The sequence below is a fragment of the Cellulomonas sp. T2.31MG-18 genome, assembly GCF_964266755.1.
Taxonomy (GTDB): domain Bacteria; phylum Actinomycetota; class Actinomycetes; order Actinomycetales; family Cellulomonadaceae; genus Cellulomonas.
This window is the reverse complement of sequence record NZ_CAXWGW010000005.1, coordinates 113,624-140,216: the sequence shown is the minus strand read 5'-3', so window position 1 is coordinate 140,216 and position 26,593 is coordinate 113,624. Positions and strand designations below refer to the sequence as shown.

28 protein-coding genes are annotated in these 26,593 nt (G+C 74.5%); 9 read left to right on the top strand and 19 right to left on the bottom strand.

What is annotated here, in order from left to right; translation table 11 throughout:
* Nucleotides 1-92 precede the first annotated feature (92 nt).
* Nucleotides 93-605: a DUF664 domain-containing protein gene (locus ACFQTY_RS16690; protein ID WP_378102758.1), complete on the top strand. Its 513-nt coding sequence runs from the start codon at nt 93-95 to the stop codon at nt 603-605.
* A 105-nt stretch (nt 606-710) separates the two neighbouring features.
* Here ACFQTY_RS16690 and ACFQTY_RS16685 read toward each other — a convergent pair whose 3' ends face one another.
* Together ACFQTY_RS16685 and ACFQTY_RS16680 are read right to left on the bottom strand one after the other, a co-directional pair.
* Nucleotides 711-1,106 (bottom strand): VOC family protein, encoded by a 396-nt coding sequence (locus ACFQTY_RS16685; protein WP_378102756.1) that lies wholly within the window; start codon nt 1,104-1,106, stop codon nt 711-713.
* Nucleotides 1,107-1,221: 115 nt separating this feature from the next.
* The gene (locus ACFQTY_RS16680) at nt 1,222-2,610 is read right to left on the bottom strand and encodes an NYN domain-containing protein (RefSeq protein WP_378102754.1); all 1,389 of its coding nucleotides are present in this window, start codon (nt 2,608-2,610) and stop codon (nt 1,222-1,224) included.
* 156 nt (nt 2,611-2,766) lie between these two features.
* Here ACFQTY_RS16680 and ACFQTY_RS16675 point away from each other — a divergent pair, with 156 nt between their 5' ends.
* Both ACFQTY_RS16675 and ACFQTY_RS16670 read left to right on the top strand, forming a co-directional pair.
* The gene (locus tag ACFQTY_RS16675) at nt 2,767-3,036 is read left to right on the top strand and encodes an acylphosphatase (RefSeq protein WP_337975105.1); all 270 of its coding nucleotides are present in this window, start codon (nt 2,767-2,769) and stop codon (nt 3,034-3,036) included.
* A gap of 61 nt (nt 3,037-3,097) precedes the next feature.
* A complete protein-coding gene (locus ACFQTY_RS16670; protein WP_378102750.1) occupies nt 3,098-3,565 on the top strand; it encodes an NUDIX domain-containing protein in 468 nt (155 codons plus the stop codon).
* 48 nt (nt 3,566-3,613) lie between these two features.
* Here the strand turns inward: ACFQTY_RS16670 and ACFQTY_RS16665 are convergent, their stop codons facing one another.
* From ACFQTY_RS16665 to ACFQTY_RS16655, 3 genes are read right to left on the bottom strand one after another with little or no spacing between them, the layout of a single operon-like run.
* Nucleotides 3,614-4,513, bottom strand: a complete 900-nt coding sequence (locus ACFQTY_RS16665; protein ID WP_378102747.1) for an ABC transporter permease — start codon at nt 4,511-4,513, stop codon at nt 3,614-3,616.
* Nucleotides 4,500-5,591 carry an ABC transporter ATP-binding protein gene (locus ACFQTY_RS16660; protein WP_378102744.1) on the bottom strand — a complete coding sequence of 364 codons (1,092 nt, stop codon included), beginning with the start codon at nt 5,589-5,591 and terminating at the stop codon, nt 4,500-4,502. Before ACFQTY_RS16660 ends, ACFQTY_RS16665 begins: the two co-directional genes overlap by 14 nt.
* A complete protein-coding gene (locus ACFQTY_RS16655) occupies nt 5,588-6,889 on the bottom strand; it encodes an outer membrane lipoprotein carrier protein LolA (RefSeq protein ID WP_378102741.1) in 1,302 nt (433 codons plus the stop codon). The genes ACFQTY_RS16660 and ACFQTY_RS16655 overlap by 4 nt, the downstream gene beginning before the upstream one ends.
* A gap of 104 nt (nt 6,890-6,993) precedes the next feature.
* Here ACFQTY_RS16655 and ACFQTY_RS16650 point away from each other — a divergent pair, with 104 nt between their 5' ends.
* Genes ACFQTY_RS16650 through ACFQTY_RS16640 form a run of 3 tightly spaced genes read left to right on the top strand, consistent with a single transcriptional unit; the run spans nt 6,994 to nt 10,374 of the window.
* A complete protein-coding gene (locus ACFQTY_RS16650) occupies nt 6,994-7,647 on the top strand; it encodes a response regulator transcription factor (protein WP_291761814.1) in 654 nt (217 codons plus the stop codon).
* On the top strand, nt 7,644-9,047 hold the full coding sequence (locus tag ACFQTY_RS16645; protein WP_378102739.1) for a sensor histidine kinase: 1,404 nt from the start codon (nt 7,644-7,646) through the stop codon (nt 9,045-9,047). Before ACFQTY_RS16650 ends, ACFQTY_RS16645 begins: the two co-directional genes overlap by 4 nt.
* A 55-nt stretch (nt 9,048-9,102) precedes the next feature.
* Nucleotides 9,103-10,374 (top strand): MFS transporter, encoded by a 1,272-nt coding sequence (locus ACFQTY_RS16640; protein ID WP_378102737.1) that lies wholly within the window; start codon nt 9,103-9,105, stop codon nt 10,372-10,374.
* Nucleotides 10,375-10,395: 21 nt separating this feature from the next.
* On the opposite strand, the gene ACFQTY_RS16635 is transcribed toward ACFQTY_RS16640, so the two are convergent.
* The 7 genes from ACFQTY_RS16635 to ACFQTY_RS16605 form a co-directional block, all read right to left on the bottom strand.
* Nucleotides 10,396-11,847, bottom strand: a complete 1,452-nt coding sequence (locus ACFQTY_RS16635) for a DHA2 family efflux MFS transporter permease subunit (RefSeq protein WP_378103080.1) — start codon at nt 11,845-11,847, stop codon at nt 10,396-10,398.
* A 273-nt stretch (nt 11,848-12,120) separates the two neighbouring features.
* Entirely contained in the window at nt 12,121-12,744 is a 624-nt protein-coding gene (locus ACFQTY_RS16630; RefSeq protein WP_378102735.1) for a hypothetical protein, read from the bottom strand.
* A gap of 89 nt (nt 12,745-12,833) precedes the next feature.
* Nucleotides 12,834-15,362: an FAD-dependent oxidoreductase gene (locus ACFQTY_RS16625; RefSeq protein ID WP_378102733.1), complete on the bottom strand. Its 2,529-nt coding sequence runs from the start codon at nt 15,360-15,362 to the stop codon at nt 12,834-12,836.
* Between the two features lie 123 nt (nt 15,363-15,485).
* Nucleotides 15,486-15,860, bottom strand: a complete 375-nt coding sequence (locus ACFQTY_RS16620; RefSeq protein ID WP_348773399.1) for a metal-sensitive transcriptional regulator — start codon at nt 15,858-15,860, stop codon at nt 15,486-15,488.
* Nucleotides 15,847-16,224 carry a thioredoxin gene (trxA, locus tag ACFQTY_RS16615; protein ID WP_291761823.1) on the bottom strand — a complete coding sequence of 126 codons (378 nt, stop codon included), beginning with the start codon at nt 16,222-16,224 and terminating at the stop codon, nt 15,847-15,849. The genes ACFQTY_RS16620 and trxA overlap by 14 nt, the downstream gene beginning before the upstream one ends.
* A 193-nt stretch (nt 16,225-16,417) precedes the next feature.
* A complete protein-coding gene (locus ACFQTY_RS16610; RefSeq protein ID WP_378102730.1) occupies nt 16,418-16,777 on the bottom strand; it encodes a rhodanese-like domain-containing protein in 360 nt (119 codons plus the stop codon).
* The gene (locus ACFQTY_RS16605; RefSeq protein ID WP_378102727.1) at nt 16,774-18,534 is read right to left on the bottom strand and encodes an FAD-dependent oxidoreductase; all 1,761 of its coding nucleotides are present in this window, start codon (nt 18,532-18,534) and stop codon (nt 16,774-16,776) included. The genes ACFQTY_RS16610 and ACFQTY_RS16605 overlap by 4 nt, the downstream gene beginning before the upstream one ends.
* Nucleotides 18,535-18,590: 56 nt before the next feature.
* On the opposite strand from ACFQTY_RS16605, the gene ACFQTY_RS16600 reads away from it, so the two are divergent.
* The gene (locus ACFQTY_RS16600; protein WP_378102724.1) at nt 18,591-19,217 is read left to right on the top strand and encodes a DUF1992 domain-containing protein; all 627 of its coding nucleotides are present in this window, start codon (nt 18,591-18,593) and stop codon (nt 19,215-19,217) included.
* Here ACFQTY_RS16600 and mtnN read toward each other — a convergent pair.
* On the bottom strand, nt 19,214-19,915 hold the full coding sequence (gene mtnN / locus ACFQTY_RS16595) for a 5'-methylthioadenosine/S-adenosylhomocysteine nucleosidase (RefSeq protein ID WP_378102721.1): 702 nt from the start codon (nt 19,913-19,915) through the stop codon (nt 19,214-19,216). The two genes, ACFQTY_RS16600 and mtnN, sit on opposite strands and share 4 nt — an antisense overlap.
* Nucleotides 19,912-20,364 carry an S-ribosylhomocysteine lyase gene (locus ACFQTY_RS16590; protein WP_378103079.1) on the bottom strand — a complete coding sequence of 151 codons (453 nt, stop codon included), beginning with the start codon at nt 20,362-20,364 and terminating at the stop codon, nt 19,912-19,914. Before ACFQTY_RS16590 ends, mtnN begins: the two co-directional genes overlap by 4 nt.
* A 234-nt stretch (nt 20,365-20,598) precedes the next feature.
* On the opposite strand from ACFQTY_RS16590, the gene ACFQTY_RS16585 reads away from it, so the two are divergent.
* On the top strand, nt 20,599-22,221 hold the full coding sequence (locus tag ACFQTY_RS16585; protein WP_378103077.1) for a phospholipase C: 1,623 nt from the start codon (nt 20,599-20,601) through the stop codon (nt 22,219-22,221).
* A gap of 133 nt (nt 22,222-22,354) precedes the next feature.
* On the opposite strand, the gene ACFQTY_RS16580 is transcribed toward ACFQTY_RS16585, so the two are convergent.
* The 4 genes from ACFQTY_RS16580 to ACFQTY_RS16565 all read right to left on the bottom strand — a co-directional run bounded on the left by ACFQTY_RS16580 (nt 22,355) and on the right by ACFQTY_RS16565 (nt 25,336).
* Nucleotides 22,355-23,239 carry an NAD(P)H-hydrate dehydratase gene (locus ACFQTY_RS16580; RefSeq protein WP_378102719.1) on the bottom strand — a complete coding sequence of 295 codons (885 nt, stop codon included), beginning with the start codon at nt 23,237-23,239 and terminating at the stop codon, nt 22,355-22,357.
* A complete protein-coding gene (locus ACFQTY_RS16575) occupies nt 23,229-23,969 on the bottom strand; it encodes a histidine phosphatase family protein (protein WP_378102717.1) in 741 nt (246 codons plus the stop codon). Before ACFQTY_RS16575 ends, ACFQTY_RS16580 begins: the two co-directional genes overlap by 11 nt.
* Nucleotides 23,966-24,226, bottom strand: coding sequence for a hypothetical protein (locus tag ACFQTY_RS16570; protein ID WP_291761837.1), 261 nt, complete (start codon nt 24,224-24,226; stop codon nt 23,966-23,968). The genes ACFQTY_RS16575 and ACFQTY_RS16570 overlap by 4 nt, the downstream gene beginning before the upstream one ends.
* A 111-nt stretch (nt 24,227-24,337) precedes the next feature.
* The gene (locus ACFQTY_RS16565) at nt 24,338-25,336 is read right to left on the bottom strand and encodes a DNA-3-methyladenine glycosylase family protein (RefSeq protein ID WP_378102713.1); all 999 of its coding nucleotides are present in this window, start codon (nt 25,334-25,336) and stop codon (nt 24,338-24,340) included.
* Nucleotides 25,337-25,345: 9 nt separating this feature from the next.
* Between ACFQTY_RS16565 and ACFQTY_RS16560 the strand changes: the two genes are divergently transcribed.
* Nucleotides 25,346-26,185, top strand: coding sequence for a DUF72 domain-containing protein (locus tag ACFQTY_RS16560; protein WP_378102710.1), 840 nt, complete (start codon nt 25,346-25,348; stop codon nt 26,183-26,185).
* 21 nt (nt 26,186-26,206) lie between these two features.
* Here the strand turns inward: ACFQTY_RS16560 and ACFQTY_RS16555 are convergent, their stop codons facing one another.
* A complete protein-coding gene (locus ACFQTY_RS16555; protein WP_263730102.1) occupies nt 26,207-26,581 on the bottom strand; it encodes an RNA-binding S4 domain-containing protein in 375 nt (124 codons plus the stop codon).
* Nucleotides 26,582-26,593 lie beyond the last annotated feature (12 nt).

The following is a 26,593-nucleotide window of genomic DNA, read 5'->3' as shown; positions in this document are numbered from 1 at the left end:
CAGGGGGTGCTGGTCAGGGGTGGTGGTCGCGGGCCCCGGCCACGGGGCGGTTGTCACAGGTGCGGCGTAACGTCCCCGGCAGGAGGTGGGTCATGGACGTGTCGACACTGCTCACGGAGCTGTTCAGCAGGATCCCCGAGGTGCTGCACCGCGCGGCCGGAGGACTGGACGCCGAGGGCCTCGCGTTCCGTCCGGACGCCGAGGCGAACTCGATCGCCTGGTTGGTGTGGCATGCGGCGCGCGTGCAGGACGCCCAGCTGGCGGACGTCGCCGGCCTCGAGCAGGTGTGGACGTCCGAGGGGTGGGCCCAGACGTTCGGCCTGCCGCTCGACGCGGGCGACACCGGCTACGGGCACACCTCGGCACAGGTCGCCCAGGTGGTGGCCCCGGCCGAGGACCTGCTCGGCTACGTCGACGCCGTCGCGGCGTTCGCGGCCGACTACGTCGGCGGCCTGAACCACGCCGAGCTGGACCGGGTGGTGGACCGGCGCTGGCAGCCGCCCGTCACGCTCGGGGTGCGGCTGGTCAGCATCGTGGTGGACGCCACCGAGCACGCCGGGCAGGCCGCCTACCTGCGTGGGCTGGTGGACCGCTCCCGCGGCTGACCGTGCCGGCGCGCGCCGGCTCCGGCCGGGCCGGCGGCGACGCGGGGAGAGCCAGGGAGCTGAGACAGGGGCTCAGGCAGGGCTCAGGCAGGGCTCGGGCAGGGCTCAGGCAGGGACCGACGGGTCCTCGAGGACGGACAGCACGTTGCCGGCGGGGTCGGTGAACCACGCGATCGCCGGCCCGCCCGCGCCCCGGACCACCCCGGCCTCGTCGGTCGCCTCCGCCATCGACGGGTAGCGCTCGAACACCACGCCGCGCTCCGTCAGCGTCGCGACGGTGCTGTCGATGTCGCGCACCGGGAAGTTCAGCACCGTGAACGACGCCGGGGTGTGGTCGGCGCCCTTCGGGTAGACCAGGACGCTGGCGCCCGTCCCGAGCCGGAGCGTCAGCATGCCGTTGTCCACACTGACCGTCAGGCCGAGCACGTCGCGGTAGAAGTCCGCCGCCTTGTCGACGTCGTCGACGGAGAAGCCGCTGAACGCGGGTGACTGACCGAGCATGGTGACCTCCGGAGCTGGGACGGCGGGACGGTGCCGCACCACGACCGGCGCGGACGTCCCCTCATCAACAGACCGGCCGGCGGTGTCGGGCTCATCGCACCGGCCGCCTCGATCTTCAGCCCTCGAGCAGCCCCCCGCCCACCCAGGCGCGGATCGCGGCGACGTCACCCTTGCTCAGGTCCATCCGGGCGCCCCGGCACAGGCCGATGACGTTGTCCGCCCACGCCTGCGCCAGCTTCTCGGCCGGGTGGGCGGTCGTCAGCTCGAGGCCGGTGTAGAGGATGCCCGAGATGACGGTGTTCACCGTCGCGCGGCCCACCTGGGCCCCCGCCTTCTGGCAGGCGTCCCGGACGCGTCGGGATGTCTCGGCGCGCTCGAACGGGTGGGCCGCGATGTCCGTCGCGAGGCCCTCCAGCAGCTTCCGGTAGCCCGAGGCGGGCAGGCCCGGTGTGTCCGTCACGGCGATCACCTGGCGGGTCAGGGCGCTGGGGTCGGTGTCGGCGACCACGCCCGGCAGGTCCGCCTCGTCGAACCGCTGCGGGTCCCAGACGTACCCCGGCGGCCGGCTGGTCATGCCGAGCTCCGGCAGCACGCGGCCCAGCCACGCCGCGAAGCTGCCGGCGCCGCCCCAGCCGGAGCCCGGCAGCCCCGGGTCGGCCTGCTGCGCCGCCTGCGCCACGGCGCCCAGCGGCACCGGACGGTCGGCGCTGCGGACCCGGTGCAGCACGGCACGGCGGGCGGCCGGCGACGGGTGCGCCTGCGTGGCCGGCGCCGGGGCAGCCGACGCAGAGGCGGCGGCCGGCGTGCTGGTGCTGGGGGAGCCGGTCGTCGTGCGACCGGATGCCGCGCCCCGCCCCGTGGCCTTCTCCTCGGCACCCGGGCGCTGCCCGGCTGCGGCGGGCTCCGGCGCGACGGGCTCCGGCGTGGTGGCCGTGAGGGGCTCGTCCGAGAGGGACGTGGTGGTGGTGACCAGCTCGGCCAGGGCGTCGGCCGTGATCACGTTGTCGGCGACGGCTCGGTAGGCGCTGGCGGCGGGGCTCGCGGTGATGATGGTGACCATGCGGTCGGCCGCACGGCACCGCAGGGCCAGCGGTGTGAAGTCCGCATCGGCCGAGACGATGACGAACTCCTCGTACCGGGTCGGCGCCGCGAGGGCGTCCACCGCGTCCAGCACCAGGTTGATGTCTGCGCTCGACTTGCCCTGCTGGGTCAGCGACGGGCAGTCGACCACCTGGAAGCCGGCGCGCGTGAAGTTGGGCCGGTAGACGGAGAACACCGACGGGTTCAGGTAGCAGGCGCGGATCAGGAACCGCCGGCTGAACTCGCCCTGCGAGTCGCTGCCGGTCTCCAGCTCGGCCAGCCAGTGGCCAGGGTCGGTGGCGAAGGCCTCGGCTGCGGCGGGGTCGAGGCGGCGCAGCCCGATGTAGACGTTGTCGAAGTCCACGAACAGGGCGCACCGCACGCGGCGGCCACCGTCCGTGCGGGCCAGGGTGTCGGTGCTCACCGGGCCATCTTCCCCGGTGCCGGGCGCAGGAGGCGCCGTTGCGGCCCGCGTCGCGGTTGTCCCGTCCTGCACGGCGGCTGCCCGCCATGCAAGACGGGACGGCGCCGACCCGTCGTCCGGGCGGCCGAGCGGCGCCGTCTGGACCACTATGGAGACGTGATCGCACAGCACGTCGTGGTGCACGGACAGGTCCAGGGCGTGGGTTTCCGCTGGTGGGCGGCACGCGAGGCGGACCGGCTCGGGGTGACGGGCTGGGTGCGCAACCGCCCCGACGGGGCCGTGGAGGCGCTGGTGGAGGGGGAGCCCGAGCCGGTGCAGACGATGGTCGACGAGCTGGCCAGCGGCCCGCGGCACGCCGCGGTCAGCGGGGTGGAGGTCGAGGAGGCCACACCGACGGGGTCGACGCGCTTCGTCGTCGAGCCGTAGCGACCACTCGTCGTCGAGCCCCAGCCGCTGCGCCGTGGCGCCCGACGTAGCATGCGGACCCGTGGCCACCCCCGACTTCGTCCTCGCCCTGCGCGCCAAGGTGGACCACGACCTGCTGTGGCTCTCGGGGGTGACCGCCGTGGTGCTCGACGCCTCCGGGGACCGCGTGCTGCTGGTGCGGCGCTCCGACGACGGCCGCTGGACGCCCGTGACCGGCATCATCGACCCCGGCGAGCAGCCGGCCGCGGCTGCCGCCCGGGAGGTGCTCGAGGAGGCCGGCGTGGTGGCCGTCCCGGAGCGGCTCGCCCGGGTGCGGGCGCTGCCGCCCATGACCTACGCCAACGGCGACCGGTCCCAGTACCTCGACCTGACCTTCCGGTTCCGGCACGTCAGCGGCGACCCCTACCCGGCCGACGGCGAGAACACCGAGGCGGCCTGGTTCGAGCTCGGCGCGCTGCCGGCGCTGGACCCGGAGATGCACGGCCGGCTGGCCGTCGCGCTCGGGGACGGTCCGACGCTGTTCGACTGACGCGGTCGCCGGGTCGGCCGCCTCGACCGGCGCGGCCTGTCAGTGGGGTCAGGACGAGACGTCGGCCGTGGTGAAGCGGCTCCACGCGAGCGCGCCGAACACCGCCACCCAGGCGGCCTGCACGCCGACGCCGGTCCAGAGCACGTGGGAGTCCGGCGCGATCCGCAGGAACTCGGCGAAGTCGAGCCAGTGGTGGGTCAGCAGGTACGGGTGGATGCGCGCGAGGGCCGGCAGCGTGTCCAGCACGGCGCTGACCACCGCGGTCACCACGGTGGCCGCCATCGCGCCGATCGGCACCTCGGTCAGCGTGGAGAAGAACAGTCCGACGGCGACCAGCCCCGTCATGGACACCCCGACGTAGAGCACGATGCCCGCCACCCGGAGCACCGAGTTGCCGATGGGCACGGAACCGCCGGAGATCAGCGCGATGTCGTGCACCCCGAACAGCGCGGCGCCGACGATCAGTCCCACGACGGCGATCGCCAGCACCGCCGCGGCCACGAACGCCAGGGCGCCGAGCGCCTTGACGGCCAGCAGCCGGGCTCGTGCGACCGGCACAACGAGCAGGTAGCGCAGCGTGCCGGCGTTGGCCTCACCGGCGAGCGAGTCGCCCGAGGCGATGCCGACGGTCAGCGGCAGCAGGAAGGGCAGGCAGAGGAACAGAGCGGCGACCACGAGGAACAGGCCGTTCTGGGCCACCCGGCCGATGAACCCGGGGCCCTCGCCGCTGGTCGAGGTGTCCTGCGTCAGCCAGATCATCAGGCCGATCAGCAGCGGCACCATCGCCAGTCCGGCCAGCAGCACCTGGTTGCGGCGACGGCCGAACACCAGCCGCAGCTCGCTGCGGACCAGCCGGCCGGTGGCGCCTCGCTGCGGCGACGGTGGGTCGAGGGGCGCACCGTCGGGTGCCGGGCCGGGCGCGACCACCACGGGCTCAGCGTGCGACATCGAAACCCTCCCCGGTCAGCTCGACGAACACCTGCTCCAGGCTCGGTCTGCGCACGTCCAGCCCCAGCAGGGGGACGTCGGCACCGACCAGCGCGGCGGAGACCCGGTCGGCCGGGACCTCGCCCAGCAGACCGTCCACGCGGTCGCCGGCCACGGACACGTCCGAGAGGCCGAGGCCGGCGAGCACCCGGGCGGCGGCCGGTGCGTCAGCGGCGGTGGTCGTCACGGTCGCCCGGGTGGTCCGCGAGTCCGTCAGCTCCGAGCGGGCGCCGGACAGCACCAGCCGGCCGCGGCTCATGATGCCGACGTGGGTGCACACCTGCTCGATCTCGGCGAGCAGGTGCGAGCTGACCAGCACCGTGGTGCCGGCCGCGGACAGCTCCCGGATCAGGTGCCGCACCTCGCGGGTGCCCTGCGGGTCGAGACCGTTGGTCGGCTCGTCGAGCAGCAGCAGCTCGCGCGGCCGCAGCATCGCCGCGGCGAGGCCGAGCCGCTGCTTCATGCCGAGGGAGTACTGGCGGTACTTCTTGGAACCGGCCGCGGTCAGGCCGACCCGGTCCAGCGCCGCGTCGATCCGGTCGGCGGCGGTGCGGGGGTCCGCCGTCGCGTCGACCGCCTCGAGCCGCTGCAGGTTCGCCCGCCCGGACAGGTACGGCTGGAAGGCAGGACCCTCGACGAGTGCGCCGACGCGGGGCAGCACCACGGCAGCCGCGTCCGGCATCGGCTCGCCGAGCAGCCAGGCCTGGCCGCTCGTCGGGCGCACCAGGCCCAGCAGCATGCGGATCGTCGTCGTCTTGCCGGAGCCGTTGGGGCCGAGGAAGCCGAACACCGCACCGCCGGGCACCTCCAGGTCCAGGTGGTCGACGGCCACCTGGCCGGACCGGAAGCGCTTGGTCAGCCCGCTGGTGCGGATCGCGGGCGCTCCGCCGGCGGTCGAGCCGGCGGTAGCCCGGACCGCGGTGGCGGCGGTGCTCGCCGCGGACGTGCCGGTACCCGGCGCCGCAGCGCCGGGTACCGAGGAACCCTCAGGTGGGGTGCCGGGAGCGGAGCCCCTGACCCCTGTCGGCAGCCCGGTCATCCGGCGAGCTGCTGCAGCGTGGCACCGGGCACGGCACCGGCCAGCACCCGGCCGTCGTCCAGGACCAGCACCGACACCAGCGCGGAGGAGAGCAGCCGGCCGCCGGGGACCGCCTTGGTCAGACCGTCGTACAGCGTGCTGGCGCTCAGGCCCGACCCGGACGTCGACGGGTCGGTGCCGTCGCCGCCCATGAACTGGCTGACCACGTCCTGACCCTGGGCGGTCGGCGGGTGCGGCAGCTCGCGGGCGGCTGCCGCAGCTGCCGCGGCGTTCCCGGACAGCAGCGCCGAGACGTTCACGCCGCGCACCTCGACCACGCTGGCCCAGCCGGTCCCGGTGACGGTCACGTTCTGCGGCAGGGCTCCCGCGGTAGGCGACGGCGTCGGCTTGGTGGCGTCCGTGTGCTGCGGCAGCGCGATGGTCTTCTCGGTCACCTTGGCGCCGGGCGGGGCCGAGAACGACAGCACCGCGTCGGACGGCTTCGCGAACGACACGTCGGTGAAGCCGACCTCGAGCGCGGGCGCCTTCGCGTCGTCGGTGCTCCACACCTGCACGCGCAGCGGCGTGTAGGTGGCCGCGTCGACCGTCACGACGATGTGCGCGACCAGCGTGCCGCTCGTCTTCGGCGTCACCACCAGCTGGTAGGCGCCGCGGCCGGCCACGGTCGTCTGGCTGTCCAGCGTGACCGTCGAGTACTGCTGCGCCTGGCTCAGTGCCTGGTCGGCGGCCTGGGACGGCGTCGGCAGCTCGGAGGCGCCGGGGACAGGTGTCTGCGCGTGCTTCTGCTGCTCCGCCTTGAGCTTCGCGGCGTCGGCGGCGGAGAGCGTGTAGTGGGTGACGGCGTCCTTCTTGGAGGAGTAGGTCCACGCCTGCGTCGTGTCGTGCACCACCGAGTACTCCGAGGTCGCACCCAGCAGCGACACGCGCGAGCGGCCGGCGCCGTCCGTCCACATCCGCAGCGTCGAGCTGCCGGACAGGAGGTTGATCGGGTCGGCCGGGCTGACCGTGCCGCTGACGGCACCGAGCGAGGAGATGTCCGGGAGGCCGAGCCGCGCCGTGTAGACCACCGTGCCGGACATCGGCACCGGCCTGGCCTCGAGCACCTTGGTCACCAGCTGCTGGGCCGTGATGTCGGGGAGCCCCGCCGAACCGGCGTCCGCCAGCAGCGGTGCCGCAGCGAACCCTGCCACCACCACAGCACCGACCGCGACGGGCACCGCCCACCGCGCTCGTGCGGACAGGCCGCGGCGTGGGGGGTGCGGAGCGTCCGAGGGGACGGTCGTCACATCGCTCGTCATGGCACCAGGGTGCACCCCCGCCTCTGAGGGGCTGCTGAGAGCCGTCGGGCGCGGCGTCCGCGCTGTCGCGGCGCACCGTCGGACGGCGATGGGATGCTGACCGCGTGCGCGTGCTGGTGGTGGACGACGAGCGTGGCCTGGTCCGTGCGCTGCAGCGGGGGCTGACGGCGGAGGGGTTCGCGGTCGACGTCGCCTACGACGGTGAGCACGGCCTGGAGCTGGCGACCGACCGCGACTACGACGCCATCGTGCTGGACATCATGCTGCCGCGCCGGCACGGCTACGACGTGGTGCGCGAGCTGCGGGCGCGGGACGTGTGGACGCCGGTGCTGCTGCTGTCGGCCAAGGACGGGGAGCACGACGTGGCCGACGGCCTCGACGTCGGTGCGGACGACTACCTGACCAAGCCGTTCTCGTTCGTCGTGCTGGTCGCCCGGATCCGCGCGCTGCTGCGCCGGCCCGTCGCCGAGCGGCCGGCGGTCCTGCGTGTCGGCGACCTCGAGCTCGACCCGGCCACCCGCTCGCTGACCCGTGGCGGTGAGACCGTGGCGCTCACGGTGCGCGAGCTCGCGCTGCTCGAGTACCTGATGCGGCACGCCGACCGGGTGGTCGGCAAGGTCGAGCTGCGCGACCACGTGTGGGACGCGCCCGGCGAGGACCTGAACGTGGTGGAGGTGTACGTCGGCTACCTGCGCCGCAAGCTCGGCCGCGACGCGGTGCTCACGGTCCGCGGTGCCGGGTACCGGATGGCGGGATGACCACCGAGCGGCGCGGCGGCGGACCGCGCTGGCGCGGCTTGTCGCTGCGGCTGCGGCTGACCGTGCTGACGGCGGCGGCCGTCGCGGTGGCGCTGGTCGCCGGCGCCTTCGCGCTGACGGCGGTGCTGTCGCGCAGCCGGCTGGCGGCGTTGGACGGGCTGCTCCGGGACCGGGTCGGCGTGGTGACCGGGCTCGTGGAGAGCGACACGGTGCCCGCCACGCTGCCGACCGTCGAGGCGGGCGAGGTCGCCCAGCTGCTGGACGGGCAGGGCGGCGTGCTCGCGTCCTCCCCGAACGCCAGCCGGACGCTCCCGGTGCTGCCCGCCGGGCCGCTGTCGGCCCTCCGCTCCGGTGCCGGCACCGGTGTGCTGGTGCTGAGCACCGCCGACGACGCGTACAGCAGACCGGGCCGCGTGGCGCTGCACGCCGTCACGTACCGGGGGTCACCGGCGACGGTGGTGGTCAGCCTGCCGCTCGGCGAGGTGCAGGGGCTGCTCGGCGCCCTGCGCGTGGCGCTGCTGATCGTCGTCCCGTTGCTGACCGTGCTGGTGGCGCTGGCGCTGTGGTTCGCCGTCGGTCGGGCGTTGCACCCGGTCGAGCAGCTGCGCCGGGGAGCGGCGCAGGTCGCCGCGGCGGGTGGCGGTGGCGGGCTGCCCGTCCCCGCGGCGGACGACGAGCTCGCGGCGCTGGCGCGCACCCTGAACGAGATGCTCGAGCGGTTGGACCGGGCGGCGTCGCGGCAGCGGACGTTCGTCGCCGACGCCGCGCACGAGCTGCGGTCGCCCCTCGCGGCGCTGCGGGCGACGGTCGACGTCGCGCGGTCGCACCCCGGCACGTGGACGGTGGCGGAGCTCGCCGCCGAGCTGGAGCCGGAGGCGCTGCGGATGCAGTCCCTGGTGGACGACCTGCTGCTGCTCGCGCGGGTGGGCGCGCGCCCCGCTCATCCGGCCCGGGTGGACCTGCGGGCGGTGGCGGACGGTCTCGCCGCGACCCCGGCCCGGGTGCCGGTCGAGGTGATCGGCAGCGGGCACACCGTCGCGGACGGGGAACGGGTCACCCGCGTGCTGCGCAACCTGGTGGACAACGCCACCCGTCACGCGGCCAGCCGGGTGCGGGTGGTGGTCGACCAGCGGGCCGACGCCTGCCGGGTGGTGGTGGAGGACGACGGCCGGGGCGTGCCGGTGGCGGACCGGGAGCGGGTGTTCGAGCGGTTCGTCCGGCTCGACGAGGCGCGCGAGCGGGAGGCGGGCGGTGCGGGGCTTGGCCTGGCGATCGCGCGGGAGCTCGCTCGTGAGCAGGGCGGCGACGTGACGCTCGCCGGCAGCCCGCTGGGCGGTCTGGCTGCGGTGGTGCTGCTGCCGTCGGCCCCGTCGGACGGTCCGGACCGCGCTGGCGCCTGAGCCGTGCCGTCGGCCGTGCGAGCCGTGACCTCGGGCCGGGAGGAGAATGAGGCCGATGTCCAGCCCCGCCCGCGCTCAGCAGAAGGCGATGGGTGGCTTCCTCTCTCGGTCGGCCGTCGCCGGGGTGTTCGGCCCGGCGCTCGCGTTCGAGGTGGGCATCGGCGCGGTGACGCCGATGGTGGCGGTGTCGGCCTCGCAGCTGGGCGCCTCGCTCGCGGTGGCCGGCCTGCTGGCGGCGTTCCTGGGCATCGGACAGATCCTCGCGGACGTGCCGGCCGGTGCCCTGGCGGCCCGATGGGGTGACCGGCGGGCCATGCTGGTCGCCGCCGTGCTCGCCATCGTGGCGCTGGTGGGGTGCGCGACCGCGCACAGCCTGCTGGTGCTCGGCGTGGCGGTGCTGGTCACCGGCGGTGCCAATGCCGTGTTCCTCCTGGCCAGGCAGGCGTACCTGACCGAGATCACGCCACCGCTGTACCGGGCCCGGGCGCTGTCCACGCTGGGTGGGGTCGGCCGGATGGGGGTGTTCCTCGGGCCGTTCCTCGGTGCCGGTGTGGTGCACCTGGCCGGGACGCCCGGTGCCTACTGGCTCGCGGTGGGCGTCACGGTGGTCACCTTCGTCATCGTCGCCGCCGTCCCGGACGTGGCTGCCGAGGCGACCGCCGCCCGGCGGGAGGCGCCCCGCGTGCCGCTGGTGCGTGTGCTGCGGGAGAACGGGAGCGTGTTCGCCACCCTCGGCGTCGCCGTGCTGCTCGTCGGCGCGACCCGAGGAGCGCGACAGGTGGTGCTGCCGCTGTGGGGCGAGCACCTCGGGCTGGCACCGGCCACGACCAGCCTGGTCTACGGCGTCTCGGGCGCGCTCGACATGCTGGTGTTCTACCCGGCGGGGAAGGTGATGGACCGTCGGGGGCGGCTGTGGGTCGCCGTGCCGTCGATGGTCCTGCTGGGCCTGTCGATCGCGGCGCTGCCCCTGTCGCGGTCCGTCGGCACCCTGTCGGTCGTCGCGATGGTGATGGGGCTGGCCAACGGGGTGGGCTCCGGGCTGCTGATGACGTTGGGCGCCGACGTGGCGCCCGCGGCCGTCCGCTCGCAGTTCCTCGGCGTGTGGCGGCTGTTCCAGGACGCCGGGCTCGCGGCCGGACCGCTGGTCGTGTCCGCCGGCGCCGCGCTCGGCAGCCTGGCGGCCGGCGTGCTGGCCGTGGCCGGCGTCGGGGGAGTGGCGGCCGCGGTGCTGGCGGTCACCGTGCCGCGGTGGTCGGTGCACGCCAACGCGCGGACACGACGGGCCGCCGGCCTCCGGGCGGACGGGACAGCGCCGGGGCCCGGCTGACCGGCGTCCGAGGCGGACCGGTCAGCTCTCCTCGGCGGCGACCGCGGGGCTCGGGACACCCTCCGGCGCGGCCGGGGAGGGGTCGTCGGACGGTCGGCGCACCAGCCAGGCCGCAGGGATGGCCAGGAGCGACACCAGGGCCCCGACCAGGAAGGCGGCCTGCACGGCGCCCGCGGTCGCCGCCGCGCCGTCGGCGCCGTGCTCGGCCAGCCGACCAGCCTGTGCGGTGAGCACCGTGACGAACAGCGCGGTGCCGGCGGCACCTGCCACCTGCTGCACGGTGCCCACCATCGCGCTGCCGTGCGAGTACCGGTGTCCCGGAAGCGAGCCCAGGGCGGACGTGAACAGCGGCGTGAACATCGCGGCCAGCCCGGCCGACAGCGTCACGTGGGCCGCGAGCAGCAGCCCGGGGGAGCTGCGCTGGTCGAGCGTCGTCATGCCCCACAGCGCCGCGCTCAGCAGCACCGCGCCGGGCACCAGCAGCGGCCTGGGCCCGAACCGGTCGTAGGCGCGGCCGACCGCGGGGGCGAGCAGGCCCATCAGCAGCCCGCCGGGAAGCAGCAGCAGACCGGTCGACAGGGTGGTCAGGTGCAGCACCTGCTGCGCGTAGATCGGCACCATGATGATGGTCCCGAACATCGCCATCATCACCACGGCCATCAGCGCGACGCTCACCGTGAAGGTGCGGGAGCCGAACACCCGCAGGTCCAGCAGCGCGTCGTCCGCCCGCTGCAGCCACAGCTGCCGGGCGACGAACAGCGACAGCGCCGTCAGCCCCACCACCAGGCTCACCCAGGCCGTCACCGGCACGTCGCCGCTCGCGCTGCCGAGCGTCGACAGCCCGTACACGATCCCGCCGAACGCGAACGCCGACAGCACCACCGAGCCGACGTCCACCCGTGCCGAGCGGGTCTCGCCGATGTTGGGCACCCGTGCCGCGCCGAGCGCCAGGGCACCCAGCGCGATCGGCAGCACCAGCCCGAACATCCAGCGCCACTGCAGCACGGACAGGATCAGACCCGAGATGGTCGGCCCGATCGCCGGGGCGACGGAGATCACCACCGAGATGTTGCCCATCGTGCGGCCACGCGATGCGGGCGGCGTCACGGTCATCACCGTGGTCATCAGCAGCGGCAGCATCACGGCGGTGCCGGTCGCCTGGACCACCCGGCCGGCCAGCAGCACGGGGAAGCCGGGGGCGAGCGTGCAGACCGCCGTACCCAGGCTGAACAGGCCCATCGCAGTCAGGAAGGCGGCCCGCGTCGTGATCCGCTGCAGGACGAAGCCCGTCACGGGGATCACCACGGCCATGGTGAGCATGAACGCGGTGCTCAACCACTGCGCGGTCGCGGGCGTGACCGACAGGTCGGTCATCAGGCGGGGCAGCGCGACGCCCATGATCGTCTCGTTGAGGATCACCACGAACGTGGAGACGAGGAGCAGCACGACGGCGAGACGGTCGCGCGGCGCCATCCGTTCCGGGGTGGCTGCCGGGAGCGGCCCCTCGGTGAGGGGCGAGCCGGGTTCGAGCAGCTCGGGGCTGGGCCGGTCGGTCACGGGACTCTCCAGGCGAGGTCGGGCCCCGAAGCAAGGCAGGGCGAGGTCGGTCGGGACGGCGACGTACGGCTAGCCGCGCGGGACCGCGCGCGGCGGCCGCCGTCCAGTCTGTGTGAGCAACCTCTCACCCGTCACTGACATTCCTTGCGGCGTCCCGTCGGCGACGGCTGCGCGGGCGCCCGCCGGCACTCAGTGCGCCCAGCGCGCCCTGCGTCCGAACAGCCCCCGCTGTGCCGCCGACTCCGCCGCTGTCCCGGCCGTCACAGCGGCCGGCACGGCACCGGCGACCGTCCGCTCGTCGTCGGCCGCTGGCTCGTGGGCGACCGGCAGCGGCTCCGCGACCGCGACTCCGGCGAGGGCGTTCCGCACCGCGTCCAGAGCGCGTTCGGCCTGCTGCGCACGGTGCACCGCCCGCTGCTCACCCGAGCGCGCCTCGGCGAGCTCGGACTCGTACTCGGCGGTCGCGTCGGCCAGCTCGGCGGCGTGGGCCGCCCGCGCATCGGCCAGCTCGTCCTCCAGCTCGGAGATCCGGCCGGTCAGCCGCACCAGGTCCGCGTCGTGCTCCGCCTGGCGCGCGCGCAGCTCGGCGTCGCGGGCCGCGACCTGCTCCGCGAGCCCGTCCGCCTGAGCGCCCCGTGCCACCACGGCCGCGACGGCCGCGACCACCCCGGACTCCTCGAGTGCGGTGCGCATCACCTCCACCCGGGTGTCGCGCTCGGTGTCGCGCAGGTCCTCCCAGGGCTCCTTGCGCAGACCCGAGTAGCGAGCGCGTTCGATCGCCGATGCCATGCCGTCGGGGCTGAGGGTGTCCATGGCCCCGAGCATCGGCCCGCCCGGGCACCCGTGGCGATGGGCGACCGGATGAATGTGCGGGTGATCCGGTGCCGGACCGACCGACGCGGTCAGATGAACAGCGTCGTGCCGGAGTCGTGCGCCTCGCCGAGGAAGGTGGCGACCCCGCCGAGCTCGACGCCGTCGATCAGGTCCTCGTGCGCGATGCCGAGCAGGTCCATGGTCATCGTGCAGGCGATCAGCCGCGCACCACCCGCCTGCGCGGAGGCGATCAGCTCCGGGAGCGACGGCACCGCCTTGTCCTTCATCACCTTCTTGATCATCGCCGTGCCGGCGCCCGCCAGGTGCATCTGGGACAGTGCGAGCTTGTCCGCACCCTGCGGCATCATCGCCCCGAACATCCGGTCCATCGCGCTGCGGTCGCGGGCCGGAGCGTCGGTGCGGCGCAGCGAGCTCAGTCCCCAGAAGGTGAAGAACATCGACACCTCCTCGCCCATCGCGAGCGCGCCGTTGGCGATGATGAACGCGGCGAGCACCTTGTCCAGGTCGCCGGAGAACACGACGAAGGAGTTCTTCGCCGCCGGGGCCGCGACGCCGGCCAGGGCGCTCAGCGCGGCCGCCGGGGCGGGGGCCGACGTGCCGCCCTTGCGGAAGCGTCCGACGTAGCCCGGGCCCGACGGGGTCAGCTCGACCAGCTCGTGCCCGTTGCGGCGCGCCCAGGCGGGGCCGTCGTTGGCGAAGCCGGGGTCGGAGACGGTGACCACCACCTCGTCGCCGGTGCCGAGCCCGCGCATCGTCTCGGCGAGCTTCATGATCGGGCCGGGGCAGGCCAGGCCGGAGCAGTCGAGGTCGACGCTGACACCGCTGACCACCGGCTGCGCCGCCTGCCGACGGACCTGCGCGGCCAGCTCCGGCGGCTCGGCGTACGCGATGACCGGCGCCGGCGGCTCGTCGGACTCGGGCATCAGCTCGCGCCACGCGCGGAACGTCGCGGTGCCGCCGGACAGGACGGACACGTCGGCGAACCCGCGCTGCACCAGGGCGCGGTGCGCCAGGTAGCTGCGGAAGCCGACGGCGCAGTACAGCCGCACCGGCACCGAACGGTCCCAGTCGACGCACCGCTCGCGCAGCACGGCCAGCGGGACGTTCTCCGCACCGGGCAGGTGCCAGATCTCGTACTCCTCGGGGGTGCGCACGTCGACCAGCCGGGCGCCCGGCGTCGCCGTCTCCCAGTCCTGGGCGTACCAGAGCGCGATGTCGCCGCGCAGCACGTTCGACGCGACGAAGCCCGCCATGTTGACCGGGTCCTTGGCGGACCCGAACGGCGGGGCGTACGCGAGCTCGAGCTCCTCGAGGTCGTACACCGTCTGCTCGGCGCGCAGCGCGGCGGCCAGCACGTCCAGCCGCTTGTCCACACCGTCGAACCCGGCGGCCTGGGCGCCGAGGATCCGTCCCGTGCCGGGGGAGAACAGCAGCTTCAGGCTCATCATCGCGGTGCCGGGGTAGTACCCGGCGTGGCCCGACGGGTGCACGTGCACCGCCCGGTAGGGCACCTGGGCGGCGACGAGCTGCCGCTCGGTGGCGCCGGTCCCGCCGGCCACCATGTCGAACACCTTGACCACCGAGGTGCCCTGCGTCGACCGGTAGACGGTGTCCCGTCCGCAGATGTTCTCGGCTGCCACCCGCGCCTGCCGGTTGGCCGGACCGGCCAGCGGGGCCAGCGCGGTGCCGGGAAGCACGGTGTGCGGCGTCTCGACGGCGTCGCCCGCGGCCCAGATGGCCGGATCCGACGTCCGCATGTGCTCGTCGACGGCGATCCCACCGTGCGGGCCGAGCGCCAGCCCCGCCTCGACGGCCAGACCCGTGGCGGGCCGTACGCCCGCCGCCAGGATCACCAGGTCGGCCGGCAGCAGCTCACCGCTGGTCAGCTCGACGTTGACCGCACCGTCGGGCCGGGGCGTGAACGCGGCGGCCCCGGTCGACAGGTGCAGCTGGACGCCGCGCGAGCGCAGGTGCTGCTCGACGGGCACCGACATCTCGTGGTCCAGCGGCGGCAGGATCTGGTCCGCCAGCTCGACGACGTGCACCTGGGCGCCGCGGTGCTGGAAGTTCTCGGCCATCTCCAGGCCGATGTAGCCGGCGCCGATCACCACGGTGCGAGCCGGACCGCGCTCACCCTTCGCAGCAGCGGTGACCAGGGCGTCGAGGCGCGCCTTGATCTGGTCCATGTCGCCGAGCCGGCGCAAGACGTGCACGGCCTCGTGGTCGATGCCGGGCAGCGGCGGACGCACCGGGTTCGCACCGGGGCACAGCGCGAGGGCGTCGTAGCTCTCGGTGTACTCGCGACCGGAGTCGAGCTCGCGGACGGTGACGCTGCGGGCGGAGCGGTCGATCGAGACGACCTCCGACCCGACCCGCACGTCGATGTCCAGCGACTCGCGCAGGCTGGCGGGGGTCTGCAGCAGCAGCCGGCTGCGGTCGGCGATCACCTGGCCGATGTGGTACGGCAGCCCGCAGTTGGCGAAGGAGACGTGGTGACCGCGCTCGAGCACCACGATCTCGGCGAACTCGTCGAGCCGTCGCGCACGTGCCGCGACCGACGCTCCCGCTGCCACTCCACCGACGACGACGATCTTCACGAGCTGTCTCCTCACATACCCCAGGTGGTATGCAGAGACGCTAGGCGACCGATCATGGGATGAACTGGGACCTGGGTCCGGGTCTGACAGCCGGGCTGGTCCGGGGTCGCGCGAGCGGCGCGGTCAGGCGAGGGAGAGGAAGAGCTGCTCGAGCCGGTCCGCGGCGACGTCGTCGGGACCCTGCGGGTCGCGCAGGCAGCTGCGCAGGTTGGCGGCGACCAGGGCGAAGCCCGCCCGTTCGATGGCGCGGGAGACGGCGGCGAGCTGGGTGACGACGTCCTGGCAGTCGCGGCCGTCGTCGAGCATCCGGATCACCCCGGCCAGCTGCCCGTGCGCCCGCCGCAGGCGCGCGGAGACCTTCGCCACCGCCACCGGGTCCGGTGCCGCGGGGGCGGGGTCGACGGCCACCGCGGAGGCAGAGGCGTCCGCGGTGGCCGTCGGGGCTGCGTCGGACGGTGCCGTCGCAGCCGGACGTCGGGGCCTGTCAGGCCCGGTCATGGCTCGCCTCGTGCTCGGCGATCTGCCGGCGCACGTCGTCCATGTCGAGGTCCTTGACGCCCGCGATCACCCGCTCGAGGTCCGGGGCGCGCAGCGCACCGGGCTGGGCGAACACCAGCACCCCCTCGCGGAACGCCATCAGGGTGGGGATCGAGGTGATGCCCGCCTGGGCGGCCAGGCCTTGCTCCGCCTCGGTGTCCACCTTGGCGAACACGACGTCGGGGTGGGTGGTCGACGCCTGCTCGAACACGGGCGCGAACATCCGGCAGGGCGCGCACCAGTCGGCCCAGAAGTCGACCAGCACGATGTCGTTGTCGCGGACGGTGTCGGCGAACGTCTCCTCGCCGACGGCGATGGTGCTCATGTCAGTCCTTCCGGACGGTCGTGGCGGTGGGTGGGCGCGAGGTGATCAGCGGCAGGTGCACTGCTGCTCGGCCGGCACGTTCGCCATCACGGCGTCGACGTGCTGACCGCAGCCGGTCCAGGTGACCTTGCCGCAACGGGGACAACGGATGGGGCTGCACATAGGGGTGTCTCCTCGGGGGTTGGGGGTGGGGTCAGCGCCGGACGGCGCCGCCGGCGGCCTGCCAGGCGCCGATGCCACCGGACACGCTGGTGGCGTCGAAGCCGAGCTTGCGCAGCTGGGCGGCGGCGGTGCGCGAGCGCATCCCGCTGTGGCACATCACCACCACCTGCTGGTCGGCCTTCAACCGGCGCGGTGCGCCGGAGATCTGGGCGAGCGGGATGTGCAGCGCTTGGGGCGCGTGCCCGGTCTTCCACTCGTGGTTCTCGCGCACGTCCACCAGGGCGGCGCCGCCGCGGACCAGCTCGACGGCGCGGTCGGCGCGCACGCTGGACGGCAGCCTGCCGTCGTCCTTGCCGAGGCCGAGCAGGCGCAGGAACGGGTTGGTGCTCATACGGTCGCGGGCTCCTTGGGCTGGGTGGGCACTGCGCTGGTGCGCAGCTCAGGGTGGGCGGCGACCAGGCTGAGCCAGCCGCCGGAGAGGTTCCGCGCGTCCATCCCGGCACCGATCAGCATGCGGGTGGCCAGGTACGAGCGCACCCCGCTCTGGCAGTGCACGCTGATCGGCCGGCCGGCTGCCGCCGCGCGGATCTTCTCGAGGTGGTCGCGCACCTGGATGTGCGGCACGTGCATCGCGCCCGGCAGGTGGCCGCGGCTGAACTCGCCGTGGGTCCGCACGTCGAGCACCAGCGTGTCCCGCCGCGCCACGTCCAGCTCGTCCGGGTGCCACTGCGGGGCGGTGCCGTCCAGCGCGTTCTGCGCGACGAAGCCGACCATGTTGACCGGGTCCTTCGCCGAGCCGAACGGCGGCGCGTAGGACAGCTCGAGCTCCGCGAGGTCGTCGGCGGTCATGCCGGCGCGCAGCGCCGTGGCCAGCACGTCCATCCGCTTGTCGACCCCGGCGCGGCCGACGGCCTGGGCGCCGAGCAGGCGCCCGTCCGGAGCGAAGCTCGCGACGATGTGCACCTGCTGGGCGCCGGGGTAGTAGCCGGCGTGGTGCCCGGGGTGCACCCGCACCACCTCGTGCTCGATGCCCGCACGGTCCAGCACGCGCTGGCTGGCACCCGTCATCGCGGCGGTCAGGCGGAACACGCGCACGATCGCGGTGCCCAGCACGTCGGCCTGCGGCGTGGTGCGGTGGCCGAGCATCGAGTCGGCGGCGCGGCGGCCCTGCCGGTTGGCCGGACCGGCCAGCGGCACGGGTCCGACGGCGCCGGTGACGGCCTGGCGGACCTCGATCGCGTCGCCGACGGCCCACACGTGCGGGTCCGACGTGCGGTGGTCGGCGTCGACGCGGATCGCACCGGTCGGGCCCAGGTCGAGGCCGGCGTCGCGCGCCAGCGAGCTCTCGGGCCGCACGCCGACGTTGACCAGCACCAGGTCGGCCGGCAGCTGCGACCCGTCGGAGAGGGTGACGACGACGGAGCCGTCGGGCTCGTCGGACACCTGCGTCGCCGACACCCCGACGTGCAGCCGCACGCCGTGGTGCACCAGCTCGTCGGACACCAGCGTGGCCAGCTCGGCGTCCAGCGGGGGCAGCACGTGGTCCGCCAGCTCGACGACGTCGACGCTCAGGCCGCGCGTGACCAGGGCCTCGACGGCCTCCAGCCCGATGAAACCCGCGCCGACGACGACCGCCCGAGCCTCACCCTCCGGGCGGGTGGCCAGCACGTGGTCCACGGTGCCGCGCAGCCGCTGCACGTCGTCGATGGTGCGCAGCGCGTGCACCGCCGGGTCGTCCAGGCCGTCGATCGGCGGCCGGACGGCCACGGCGCCCGGTGCCAGCAGCAGCGAGTCGTAGGGCAGGTCGTACTCGGACGCGGCGGTGCGGACGTGCACCGTGCGGGCGTCGCGGTCGATCGCCGTGACGGTGCTGCCGGTGCGCACGTCGAGCGCCAGCGCCTCGGCCAGCGACTGGGGCGTCTGCACCAGCAGGCTCTCCTCGCGGCCGATCTCACCGGCGAGGTGGTACGGCAGGCCGCAGTTGGCGAACGAGACGTAGGCGCCGCGCTCGAGGACGACGATGCTGGCGTGCTCGTCGAGACGGCGGGCGCGGGCGGCGGCGCTCATGCCGCCTGCGACGCCGCCGACGACGACGATGCGCGTGCTGGCCGACGGCATGGACGATGAGGGGCTCACGCTGGGGGTCACGGGAAGGAAGATACCCCCGGGGGTATCGAGATCGCAACTTCCCGACCCGTCGTAGCGTGGTCGTCGACCCGGCTGCCGGGCTGCGGAACGCGCTGACGAGGGGGGACGCCGTGCACCGACGCCGTGCCGCGGGCGACGACCCGGTCCGTCGCGCGAGCCGCTACCGGACCGAGCGCGTCGAGGCCGACGACGCAGCGACGGCGGAGGTCGGTGGACGTCCCGACCGGCTCGCGGCCGCGGCGGAGGAGACCGGCGGCTCCGCACGCCCGGACCCCGCCGGTCCGCCGCGCGCCGTCGGACGGATGGACCAGCGCGCCGGCTGGGTCGACGTGCTGGTGGACCAGGCGATCGCCCGCGGGGAGTTCGACCACCTGCCGCTCGCCGGCAAGCCGCTGCCGAACCTGACCCGGCACGACCCGGACTGGTGGCTCAAGGCCTACGTCGAGCGCGAGCACGTGTCCGGCGTGCTTCCGGAGGCCCTCCAGCTGCGCGCCGACGCAGAGCGGCTGCGTGGCCGCCTGGACGAGATGCGGTCGGAGGCCCGGGTCCGCGACGCGCTCGCGGAGCTCAACCGCCGCATCGTCGAGGCGCGGCGGCAGCTGCTCGGCGGACCGCCGGTCGTCACGCCGCTGCGCGACCTCGAGGCGGAGGTCGCCGCCTGGCGCGAGCGGCGCAGGCGCTAGACCAGCGCGGCGATCCGCTGCAGCGCGCCGACGACCACCGCGGCCGACCGGTCCGCCGCGTCGTCCACGTGCTGGTTGAACTCGTCCGCAGGTCCGCACAGGTCGGAGATGCCGCGCACCGAGACGAACGGCACGTCGTACAGGTGCGCGACGTGCGCGAGCGCTGCCGACTCCATGTCGGTCGACAGCGCGTGGGGGAAGGCGGTCCGCACGCGGTCGACGCCGGACGGGTCGATGAACGCGTCGCCGGACAGCATGGTCCCCGCGAGCACGCGCTGGCCCTCCGGGCGGACGGCGAGCATCGCCTCGACCAGCTGCGCGTCCGCGTCGAACACGGCGGGCATGCCAGGCACCTGGCCCAGCTCGTACCCGAAGGCGCGCGCATCGGCGCCCGAGTAGACGTACGAGGTGCCGACGACGACGTCCCGCACGCGCACCTCGGCGCCGAGACCTCCGGCGCTGCCGGCGCTGATCAGGGTCCGCGGCGCGGTGCTGGTGACCGCGACCGCCGCGGCGGCCGCGGCGTTGACCAGGCCGATGCCGCACACCACCAGCAGCACGCCGTGCCCGCCGAGGCTCACCACCCGGTGCACGGCCCGGCCCACCTGCGTGGGCGCGCCGACGAAGTCGGCACGGGCCAGGAACGGCTCGGCCTCCTCCGCCATGGCGGTCACGACGACCGCGTCGACGGCGATCACGCGGTCACCTGGCTCCACACCGCGCGCTGTGCGAGGAAGTCGCGGGCGGCCTGCTGGGCACCCTCGAGGGTGTGGTGGGCGCCCCAGCCGCACTGCACCTCGTTGGCGGCGGGGACCTCGGTGGCCGTGAGCACGTCCTCCAGCGTGGCCTGCACCAGGGCCAGCACGTCGTCGTACTCCCAGTCGCCCGCCAGGATCAGGTAGAAGCCCGTCTGGCAGCCCATGGGGGAGAAGTCGACCACCTTGTCGGAGTGGTTCCGGGACTTCTCGGCGAACAGGTGCTCGATCGAGTGGACGGTGTCCATCTCCAGGTGGGCGCGGTTCGGCTGGGTGAACCGCACGTCGTACTTGACCAGCACGTCGCCGTGCGGGAGCACCTTCCGGTCGGCGAGGCGGACGTAGGGGGCGCTGACGGTGCGGTGGTCGAGGTTGAAGGACTCGACGTTCATCCGGGGCTGGCTCGTCTCCACGGCCCCAGTGTGAGGCAGGTCGGTGCGACGGTGGCGTCGCCCGTCGTCATCCGGGCGGAGCCTGCCCCGCTCGCAGACGGTGCGCCGGCGCGGGAGGGGCTGTTCACCCGTCGTTCACCCGCTCGCATAGCGGGCTTCGCCCGAGCGGGTGAAGGTTCGGTGTAGGACGTTCGTCCTAGCCCCACATCACCAAGGGAGCAGCACGTGCATCGCATGCATCGGGTCACCGCGGTCGGCGCGGCGAGCCTGGCCGTCGCGGGCCTCGTCGTCGCATCGGCCACCGCGTCCTCCGCGCACGACCGCGGGGACGAGCACAGCCAGGGCGGGACGGCCACCCCCATCAAGCACCTCGTGGTGATCTTCAACGAGAACGTCTCGTTCGACCACTACTTCGCCACGTACCCGAACGCCGCCAACACCGACGGCACCCGGTTCACGGCCGCGCACGGCACCCCCCGCGCCAACACCCTGCAGGCGGCCGGTCTGCTCACCAGCAACCCGAACTCGGCGCTGCCGCAACGCCTGTCGTCCTCGCAGGCGATGACGTGCGACCAGAACCACGGGTACAGCGCGGAGCAGAAGGCGGCCGACGGCGGTCGCAACGACCTGTACGTGCAGAACACCGACGTGGAGACCTGCACCCCCGGCCTGTTCACCGAGCCCGGGCTGGTCATGGACTACTACGACGGCAACACCGTGACGGGGCTGTGGAACTACGCGCAGCACTACGCGATGAGCGACAACTCGTACTCGACGACGTTCGGGCCGTCCACGCCGGGCGCGATCAACCTGATCAGCGGCCAGACGCACGGCATCCGCGCCGTCACGCCCACCGGCACGCCGACCACCGACTCCTACGTCGTCGCCTCGCCGGACGCCAACGGCGTCGGCACGGTCATCAACGACCCGGACCCGTACTACGACGACTGCTCCAACTCCAACGCGACCAGGTCGAACAACCTCGCGGTGGCCAGCGGCAAGAACGTCGGTGACCTGCTGAACGCCAAGGGCGTGACGTGGGGCTGGTTCCAGGGCGGCTTCAAGCCGACCACGCCCTACGCCGGTCCCGGCACCAAGGCCGTGTGCGGCGCGAAGAGCACCAACATCGGTGGCGGCACGTCGCTCGACTACAGCCCGCACCACTCGCCGTTCGAGTACTACGCCTCGACGTCCAACCCGCACCACCTGGCCCCGAGCTCGGTGGCCGCGATCGGGCACACCGACCAGGCGAACCACAACTACGACGTGAGCGACTTCGACGCCGCGCTCGCCGCGGGCAACCTGCCGGCGGTCAGCTTCGTCAAGGCGCCCGAGTACCAGGACGGCCACGCCGGCTACTCCGACCCGATCGACGAGCAGCACTTCCTGGTCAAGGAGATCAACGCGCTGCAGAAGTCGCCGGAGTGGTCCAGCACCGCGGTGGTCGTCGCGTACGACGACTCCGACGGCTGGTACGACCACCAGTCCGCGGTGATCACCAACGGCTCGAACGACCCGGCCAGGGACGCGGCGATCTGCACCTCGGCTGCAGCCGCCGTCGGCGTCGCAGGCGGCTACGCCGACCGCTGCGGCCCCGGCACGCGCCAGCCGCTGCTGGTGATCTCGCCCTTCTCGAAGACGAACTACGTCGACCACACGCAGACCGACCAGGCGTCGATCCTGTCGTTCGTCGAGACCAACTGGGGCACCGGCCGCATCGGCGACTTCTCCGCCGACGCCAAGGCGGGGTCGCTGGGCGGCCTGTTCAACTTCCACCGTCCGGTCGGCCGGCAGGTGCTGCTGAACACGGACGGGTCCGTCGCGTCGGTCAAGGTCACCGCACCGCGGCACGACTGAGTGGCAGGTAGCACGCGGTCCCGGCCCGGCCCGGCCCGCACACCTCACGGTGGCGGTGCCGGGCCGGACCCGGGCCCGGATCAGGCCCCGGGGATCCGGCCCCGGCCGGGCGGTTGGTGAACGCCGTCGAGCGTCAGCTGGTGGACAGCTCGACGAGCACCGCGGGCAGGCCGTCGAGCAGCTCGCGCGCCAGGTACCCGGTCAGCCCGACGCGCGCGGCCAGCCGGTCACCGGCGGACCCGTGCAGCCAGACACCCCAGCACGCGGCCTGCGCCGGGTCGGCGCCACCGGCCAGCAGACCGGCGATCGCCCCTGCCAGCACGTCGCCGCTGCCGGAGGTGCCCAGCCCGGACGCACCGGTGCCGGACCGCCAGGCACGGCCGTCGGGTGCTGCGAGCTGACCGCCGCACGCAACGACCGCCCGGTACCGGCGCGCGGCCGCGGCGGCCGCCTCCGCCGGGTCCGGCTCATCGCCCGTCCCCGCCGCGCCGCCGTCGGGCAGCAGGAACTGCGCCTCGCGTAGGTTCGGGGTCAGCACGCTGCGGCCGCCGAGGAGCTCCCGGACGTCGTCGGGCAGGTCCCGCAGCACGCCGAGGGCGAACGCGTCCAGCACCAGCGGGACGTCCCGCGGCAGCCCGCGCACCAGGTGCTCCACCAGCCGTCGGGTGCCTACCGGCTCGTCGAGCCCGGGACCCACCACCACGGCGTCGGCTCGCTCCAGCTGGCCGTCCAGCCCGTCGTTGGGCCCGCTCACCGAGCCGTTGCCGTCCTCGGGGAGCCCGACGACCCCCGACTCGGGCACCGCGACGGCCAGCGGACCGGCCACGGACTCCGCGACCGCCAGCGTCAGCCGCCCGGCACCGACCCGGAGTGCCGCGAGCCCGGCCAGCAGGGCCGCGCCCGGGGTGGCTCGCGCGCCGCCGACCACCAGCACGCTGCCGCGAACGTCCTTGGTGCCGCTGCGGTCGGGCAGCGGCCAGCCGCGCAGCAGCTCCGGGGTGATCGGCTCACTCGCCACGGGGATCCGTCCCGGGATGGCTGGTGACCGGCGCCTCGAGCACCTCGAGGTGGTCCACCACGTCGAAGGTGTCGAGCCGCCACAGGTCGTCGTGCCTGGTCAGCTGCGTGACCGAGGCGTTCCGCACACCGCGCCGGCGCACCTCGGCCATCAGCTGCGCCTCCGTCATGCCCTCGAGCACGTACCGCAGCAGCATCACCGTGGCGTCGTGGGTGACCACCAGGACGCGGTGGCCGTCCTCGAGCCGCATCAGGTCGCCCAGCACCGAGCGCAGCCGCTGCGCCACGTCCGCCCAGGACTCTCCGCCCGGCGGTCGGTAGTACATCTTCCCGAGCAGGTGCCGGCGGGCGTCCTCCTCGGGGAAGCGCCGCTGCACACCCGCGCGGGTGAGCCGGTCGATGATGCCCAGCTCGCGGTCGCGCAGCCGCTCGTCGTACCGCACCGGCACCGTGAGGCCGGACGCGTCGAGCGCCGAAGCCGCCGTCTGCGCGGCGCGCACGTACGGGGAGCACCACACCGACTGCGGTGCCCGGTCGGGCGGCAGCGCGCCGAGCCAGGCGCCGAGAGCCCGCGCCTGGTCCTCGCCGCGCACGGAGAGCGGGGTGTCGGCGTCGCGCGTCTGGACGGCGATCGTGTCCGCCCCCGTCCGTTCCGCCTCGGCGGCGGCGACGTTGCCCACCGACTCGCCGTGCCGCACCAGCACCAGCTCGGTGGGACCGGTACCGCTCAACGGTCCTCGAGGGCCGGCATGATCGCCGTAGGGATCGCGTACGCGAGCGCGAACGAGGCGATCGCGCCGCAGAACAGCCAGGGCTGCGCGCCGCCGGACACGCTGCCGGACAGCCCGAACAGCACGAAGGCCAGGGCCAGCATCACGAAGGCCAGCACGGTGCTCGCGGCACGGCCCGCAAGTCGCGCCTCGCGCGGGGGCTCGTCGTCGACGTAGAGCGGGTCCTCGTCGGACCGGTCCGCGTATCCGTAGCTCATCGGGTGCTCCCTCCAGTGGTGATCCCTCGCAGTATCGCCACAGAAGGGGGCCGGCTGCCCGGCGAGGGCACCGGTCGGACAGCCCGCCCGGGTGGTCGGCGGGCGGCAGGGTCAGCCGGGGGCAGGATCGGACGAGGGCAGGGTCAGCCGAGCGCAGGGTCGGCCGAGGGCCGGGTCAGACGAGGGCGCGCGCCCGCGGAGCGCGCGCCCCGCGTGCAGGCGGCCGGCCACCTCGAGCAGCCGCACGGCGCGCAGCCGCTGCGGCCGGAACGGCTCGAGCAGCTCCAGCATCCCGGCGTCGTCCGTCCGCCGGCCGGCCAGCGACCACCCGACCAGGTCCGGCAGGTGCAGGTCGCCGACGCTGACGGCGTCCACGTCCCCGAGCGCACGGGACGTCACCTCTGCCGCGGTCCACGGCCCGATGCCGGGAACCGTGCGCAACCGCCGCGTCAGCTCGGCGGCGCCGAGGTCCGCGCCCAGCGCGTGGGCGACGGCTGCCGCCCGTGCCACGGTGCCGTGGCGCTGGGCGTCCACCCCGGCGCGCCGCCACTCCCAGACCGGAAGGTCGCGCCACACCGGCGCCGGCGGCGCGACCGTCAGGCCCTCCGGTGCCGGGCCGGGTGCGGGCGTGCCGTGCCGCCGGACCAGCGCCCGCCACGACGCCTGCGCGTCCAGGCCCACCACCCGCTGCTCGAGCACGGCGGGGACCAGCTGCTCCCAGACCTGCCCGGTGCGACCGATGCGCAGCCCGGGCAGCGCGCGGTGCGCGCGGTGGACCAGCGGGTGCAGGTGGGCGGGGAAGGTCGAGTCGTCGTCGTCCGCGCCGAGCAGCGCCGGCACCCCGGCCACCACGCGCTCCGCGCCGGGACCCCACGCCGCGGCGTGCACGGCACCGGAGCGTGGTTCCAGGCGCAGCGTCGCCGGGCCGTCCGCCGTCCGCGTCGCCCACCAGACCGCGCCGTCGCGCGTCCACCGCCACACGGGATCGCCGCCGCCGTGCCGCAGCGGGACCAGGGTGTGCACCAGGTCGAGCGGCCGTGGCGGCCGGTAGACGTCCACGGCCACCGGCGCCCCGGCGCCCGCGACGTCGTCGGGCGAGGTCTGCGGCACGGGACCAGCATGACGGACGTGGACGTGCGCATCGGCATCTCGGGCTGGCGGTACCGGCCGTGGCGTGGCGTGTTCTACCCGCCCGGGCTGCCGCAGCGCCGGGAGCTGGAGTACGCATCGCGGCGCCTGCGCACGGTCGAGCTGAACGGTTCGTTCTACTCGTTGCAGCGGCCCGAGAGCTACCTCGCCTGGGCGGCCGCCGTGCCGGCCGACTTCCTGTTCGCCGTCAAGGGCGGACGGTTCATCACCCACATGAAGCGGCTGCGTGACGTCGCCGCGCCGCTCGCCAACTTCTTCGCCAGCGGACCGCTCGCCCTCGGCCCTCTGCTCGGGCCCGTGCTGTGGCAGCTGCCGGAGCGGCTCGCCTTCGAGCCGGAGGTGGTCGAGGCCTTCTTCGCGCAGCTGCCGCGCAGCACCGCGGAGGCGGCGGCGCTGGCCGAGCAGCACGACGAGCGGCTCGACGGCCGGGCGTGGACCACCACGGATGCGGACCGGCCGCTGCGGCACGCCCTCGAGGTGCGTCACCCCGGGTTCGTCGACCCGCGGTTCACCGCGCTGGCCAGGGCGTACGGCGTTGCCGTCGTGGTCGCGGACACCGCGGGGAAGTGGCCCCTGCTCCTCGAGCCGACCGCGCCGCTGGTGTACGTCCGGCTGCACGGCGACACCGAGCTGTACGTCAGCGGCTACGACCCACCGGCGCTGACCCTGTGGGCGGACCGCATCCGGCGGTGGGCCGACGAGGGGCACGACGTGGTCGTGTACTTCGACAACGACGTGAAGGTCCGGGCGCCGTTCGACGCGATGGCGCTCGCGGACCTGCTGGGCGTCGGCCCACCGGCCACCGACTGATCCCGCGGTCCGCGCGGCCGGTCAGCGCCCGCGCAGCCGGTCGATCTCCCGCCGCTCCCGCTTGGTCGGCCGCCCGGCGCCACGGTCGCGCACGCCCAGCGCCGCGACGTGCTCCTTCGGCACCGGTGCGGGGGAGCGGTCGAGGTAGCACGTCACCGCGACCGCCGCGGACACGCGCTTGACGATGGTCCGCTCGACGATCACCACGCGGTCCCGCTCGGCACCCCGCACGTGCACCTCGTCGCCCGGCACGACGATCGTCGCCGGCTTGGCGCGCTCACCGTTCACGCGTACGTGCCCGCCGCGACAGGCAGCACCGGCCGCCGACCTCGTCGGGAACAGCCGCACGGCCCACGTCCACGCGTCGACCCGCGCGCGCACCTGCTCAGCCGGCATCGCCCCAGCGTG

Bases quoted from the DNA above. Each gene is read 5' to 3' on its own strand.
- ACFQTY_RS16690 (WP_378102758.1), top strand. From the start codon at position 93: ATGGACGTGTCGACACTGCTCACGGAGCTGTTCAGCAGGATCCCCGAG.
- ACFQTY_RS16685 (WP_378102756.1), bottom strand. From the start codon at position 1,106: ATGCTCGGTCAGTCACCCGCGTTCAGCGGCTTCTCCGTCGACGACGTC.
- ACFQTY_RS16665 (WP_378102747.1), bottom strand. From the start codon at position 4,513: ATGTCGCACGCTGAGCCCGTGGTGGTCGCGCCCGGCCCGGCACCCGAC.
- ACFQTY_RS16660 (WP_378102744.1), bottom strand. From the start codon at position 5,591: ATGACCGGGCTGCCGACAGGGGTCAGGGGCTCCGCTCCCGGCACCCCA.
- ACFQTY_RS16655 (WP_378102741.1), bottom strand. From the start codon at position 6,889: ATGACGAGCGATGTGACGACCGTCCCCTCGGACGCTCCGCACCCCCCA.
- ACFQTY_RS16645 (WP_378102739.1), top strand. From the start codon at position 7,644: ATGACCACCGAGCGGCGCGGCGGCGGACCGCGCTGGCGCGGCTTGTCG.
- ACFQTY_RS16640 (WP_378102737.1), top strand. From the start codon at position 9,103: ATGTCCAGCCCCGCCCGCGCTCAGCAGAAGGCGATGGGTGGCTTCCTC.
- ACFQTY_RS16635 (WP_378103080.1), bottom strand. From the start codon at position 11,847: ATGGCGCCGCGCGACCGTCTCGCCGTCGTGCTGCTCCTCGTCTCCACG.
- ACFQTY_RS16630 (WP_378102735.1), bottom strand. From the start codon at position 12,744: ATGGACACCCTCAGCCCCGACGGCATGGCATCGGCGATCGAACGCGCT.
- ACFQTY_RS16620 (WP_348773399.1), bottom strand. From the start codon at position 15,860: ATGACCGGGCCTGACAGGCCCCGACGTCCGGCTGCGACGGCACCGTCC.
- trxA (WP_291761823.1), bottom strand. From the start codon at position 16,224: ATGAGCACCATCGCCGTCGGCGAGGAGACGTTCGCCGACACCGTCCGC.
- ACFQTY_RS16610 (WP_378102730.1), bottom strand. From the start codon at position 16,777: ATGAGCACCAACCCGTTCCTGCGCCTGCTCGGCCTCGGCAAGGACGAC.
- ACFQTY_RS16590 (WP_378103079.1), bottom strand. From the start codon at position 20,364: ATGAACGTCGAGTCCTTCAACCTCGACCACCGCACCGTCAGCGCCCCC.
- ACFQTY_RS16585 (WP_378103077.1), top strand. From the start codon at position 20,599: ATGCATCGGGTCACCGCGGTCGGCGCGGCGAGCCTGGCCGTCGCGGGC.
- ACFQTY_RS16570 (WP_291761837.1), bottom strand. From the start codon at position 24,226: ATGAGCTACGGATACGCGGACCGGTCCGACGAGGACCCGCTCTACGTC.
- ACFQTY_RS16560 (WP_378102710.1), top strand. From the start codon at position 25,346: ATGACGGACGTGGACGTGCGCATCGGCATCTCGGGCTGGCGGTACCGG.
- ACFQTY_RS16555 (WP_263730102.1), bottom strand. From the start codon at position 26,581: ATGCCGGCTGAGCAGGTGCGCGCGCGGGTCGACGCGTGGACGTGGGCC.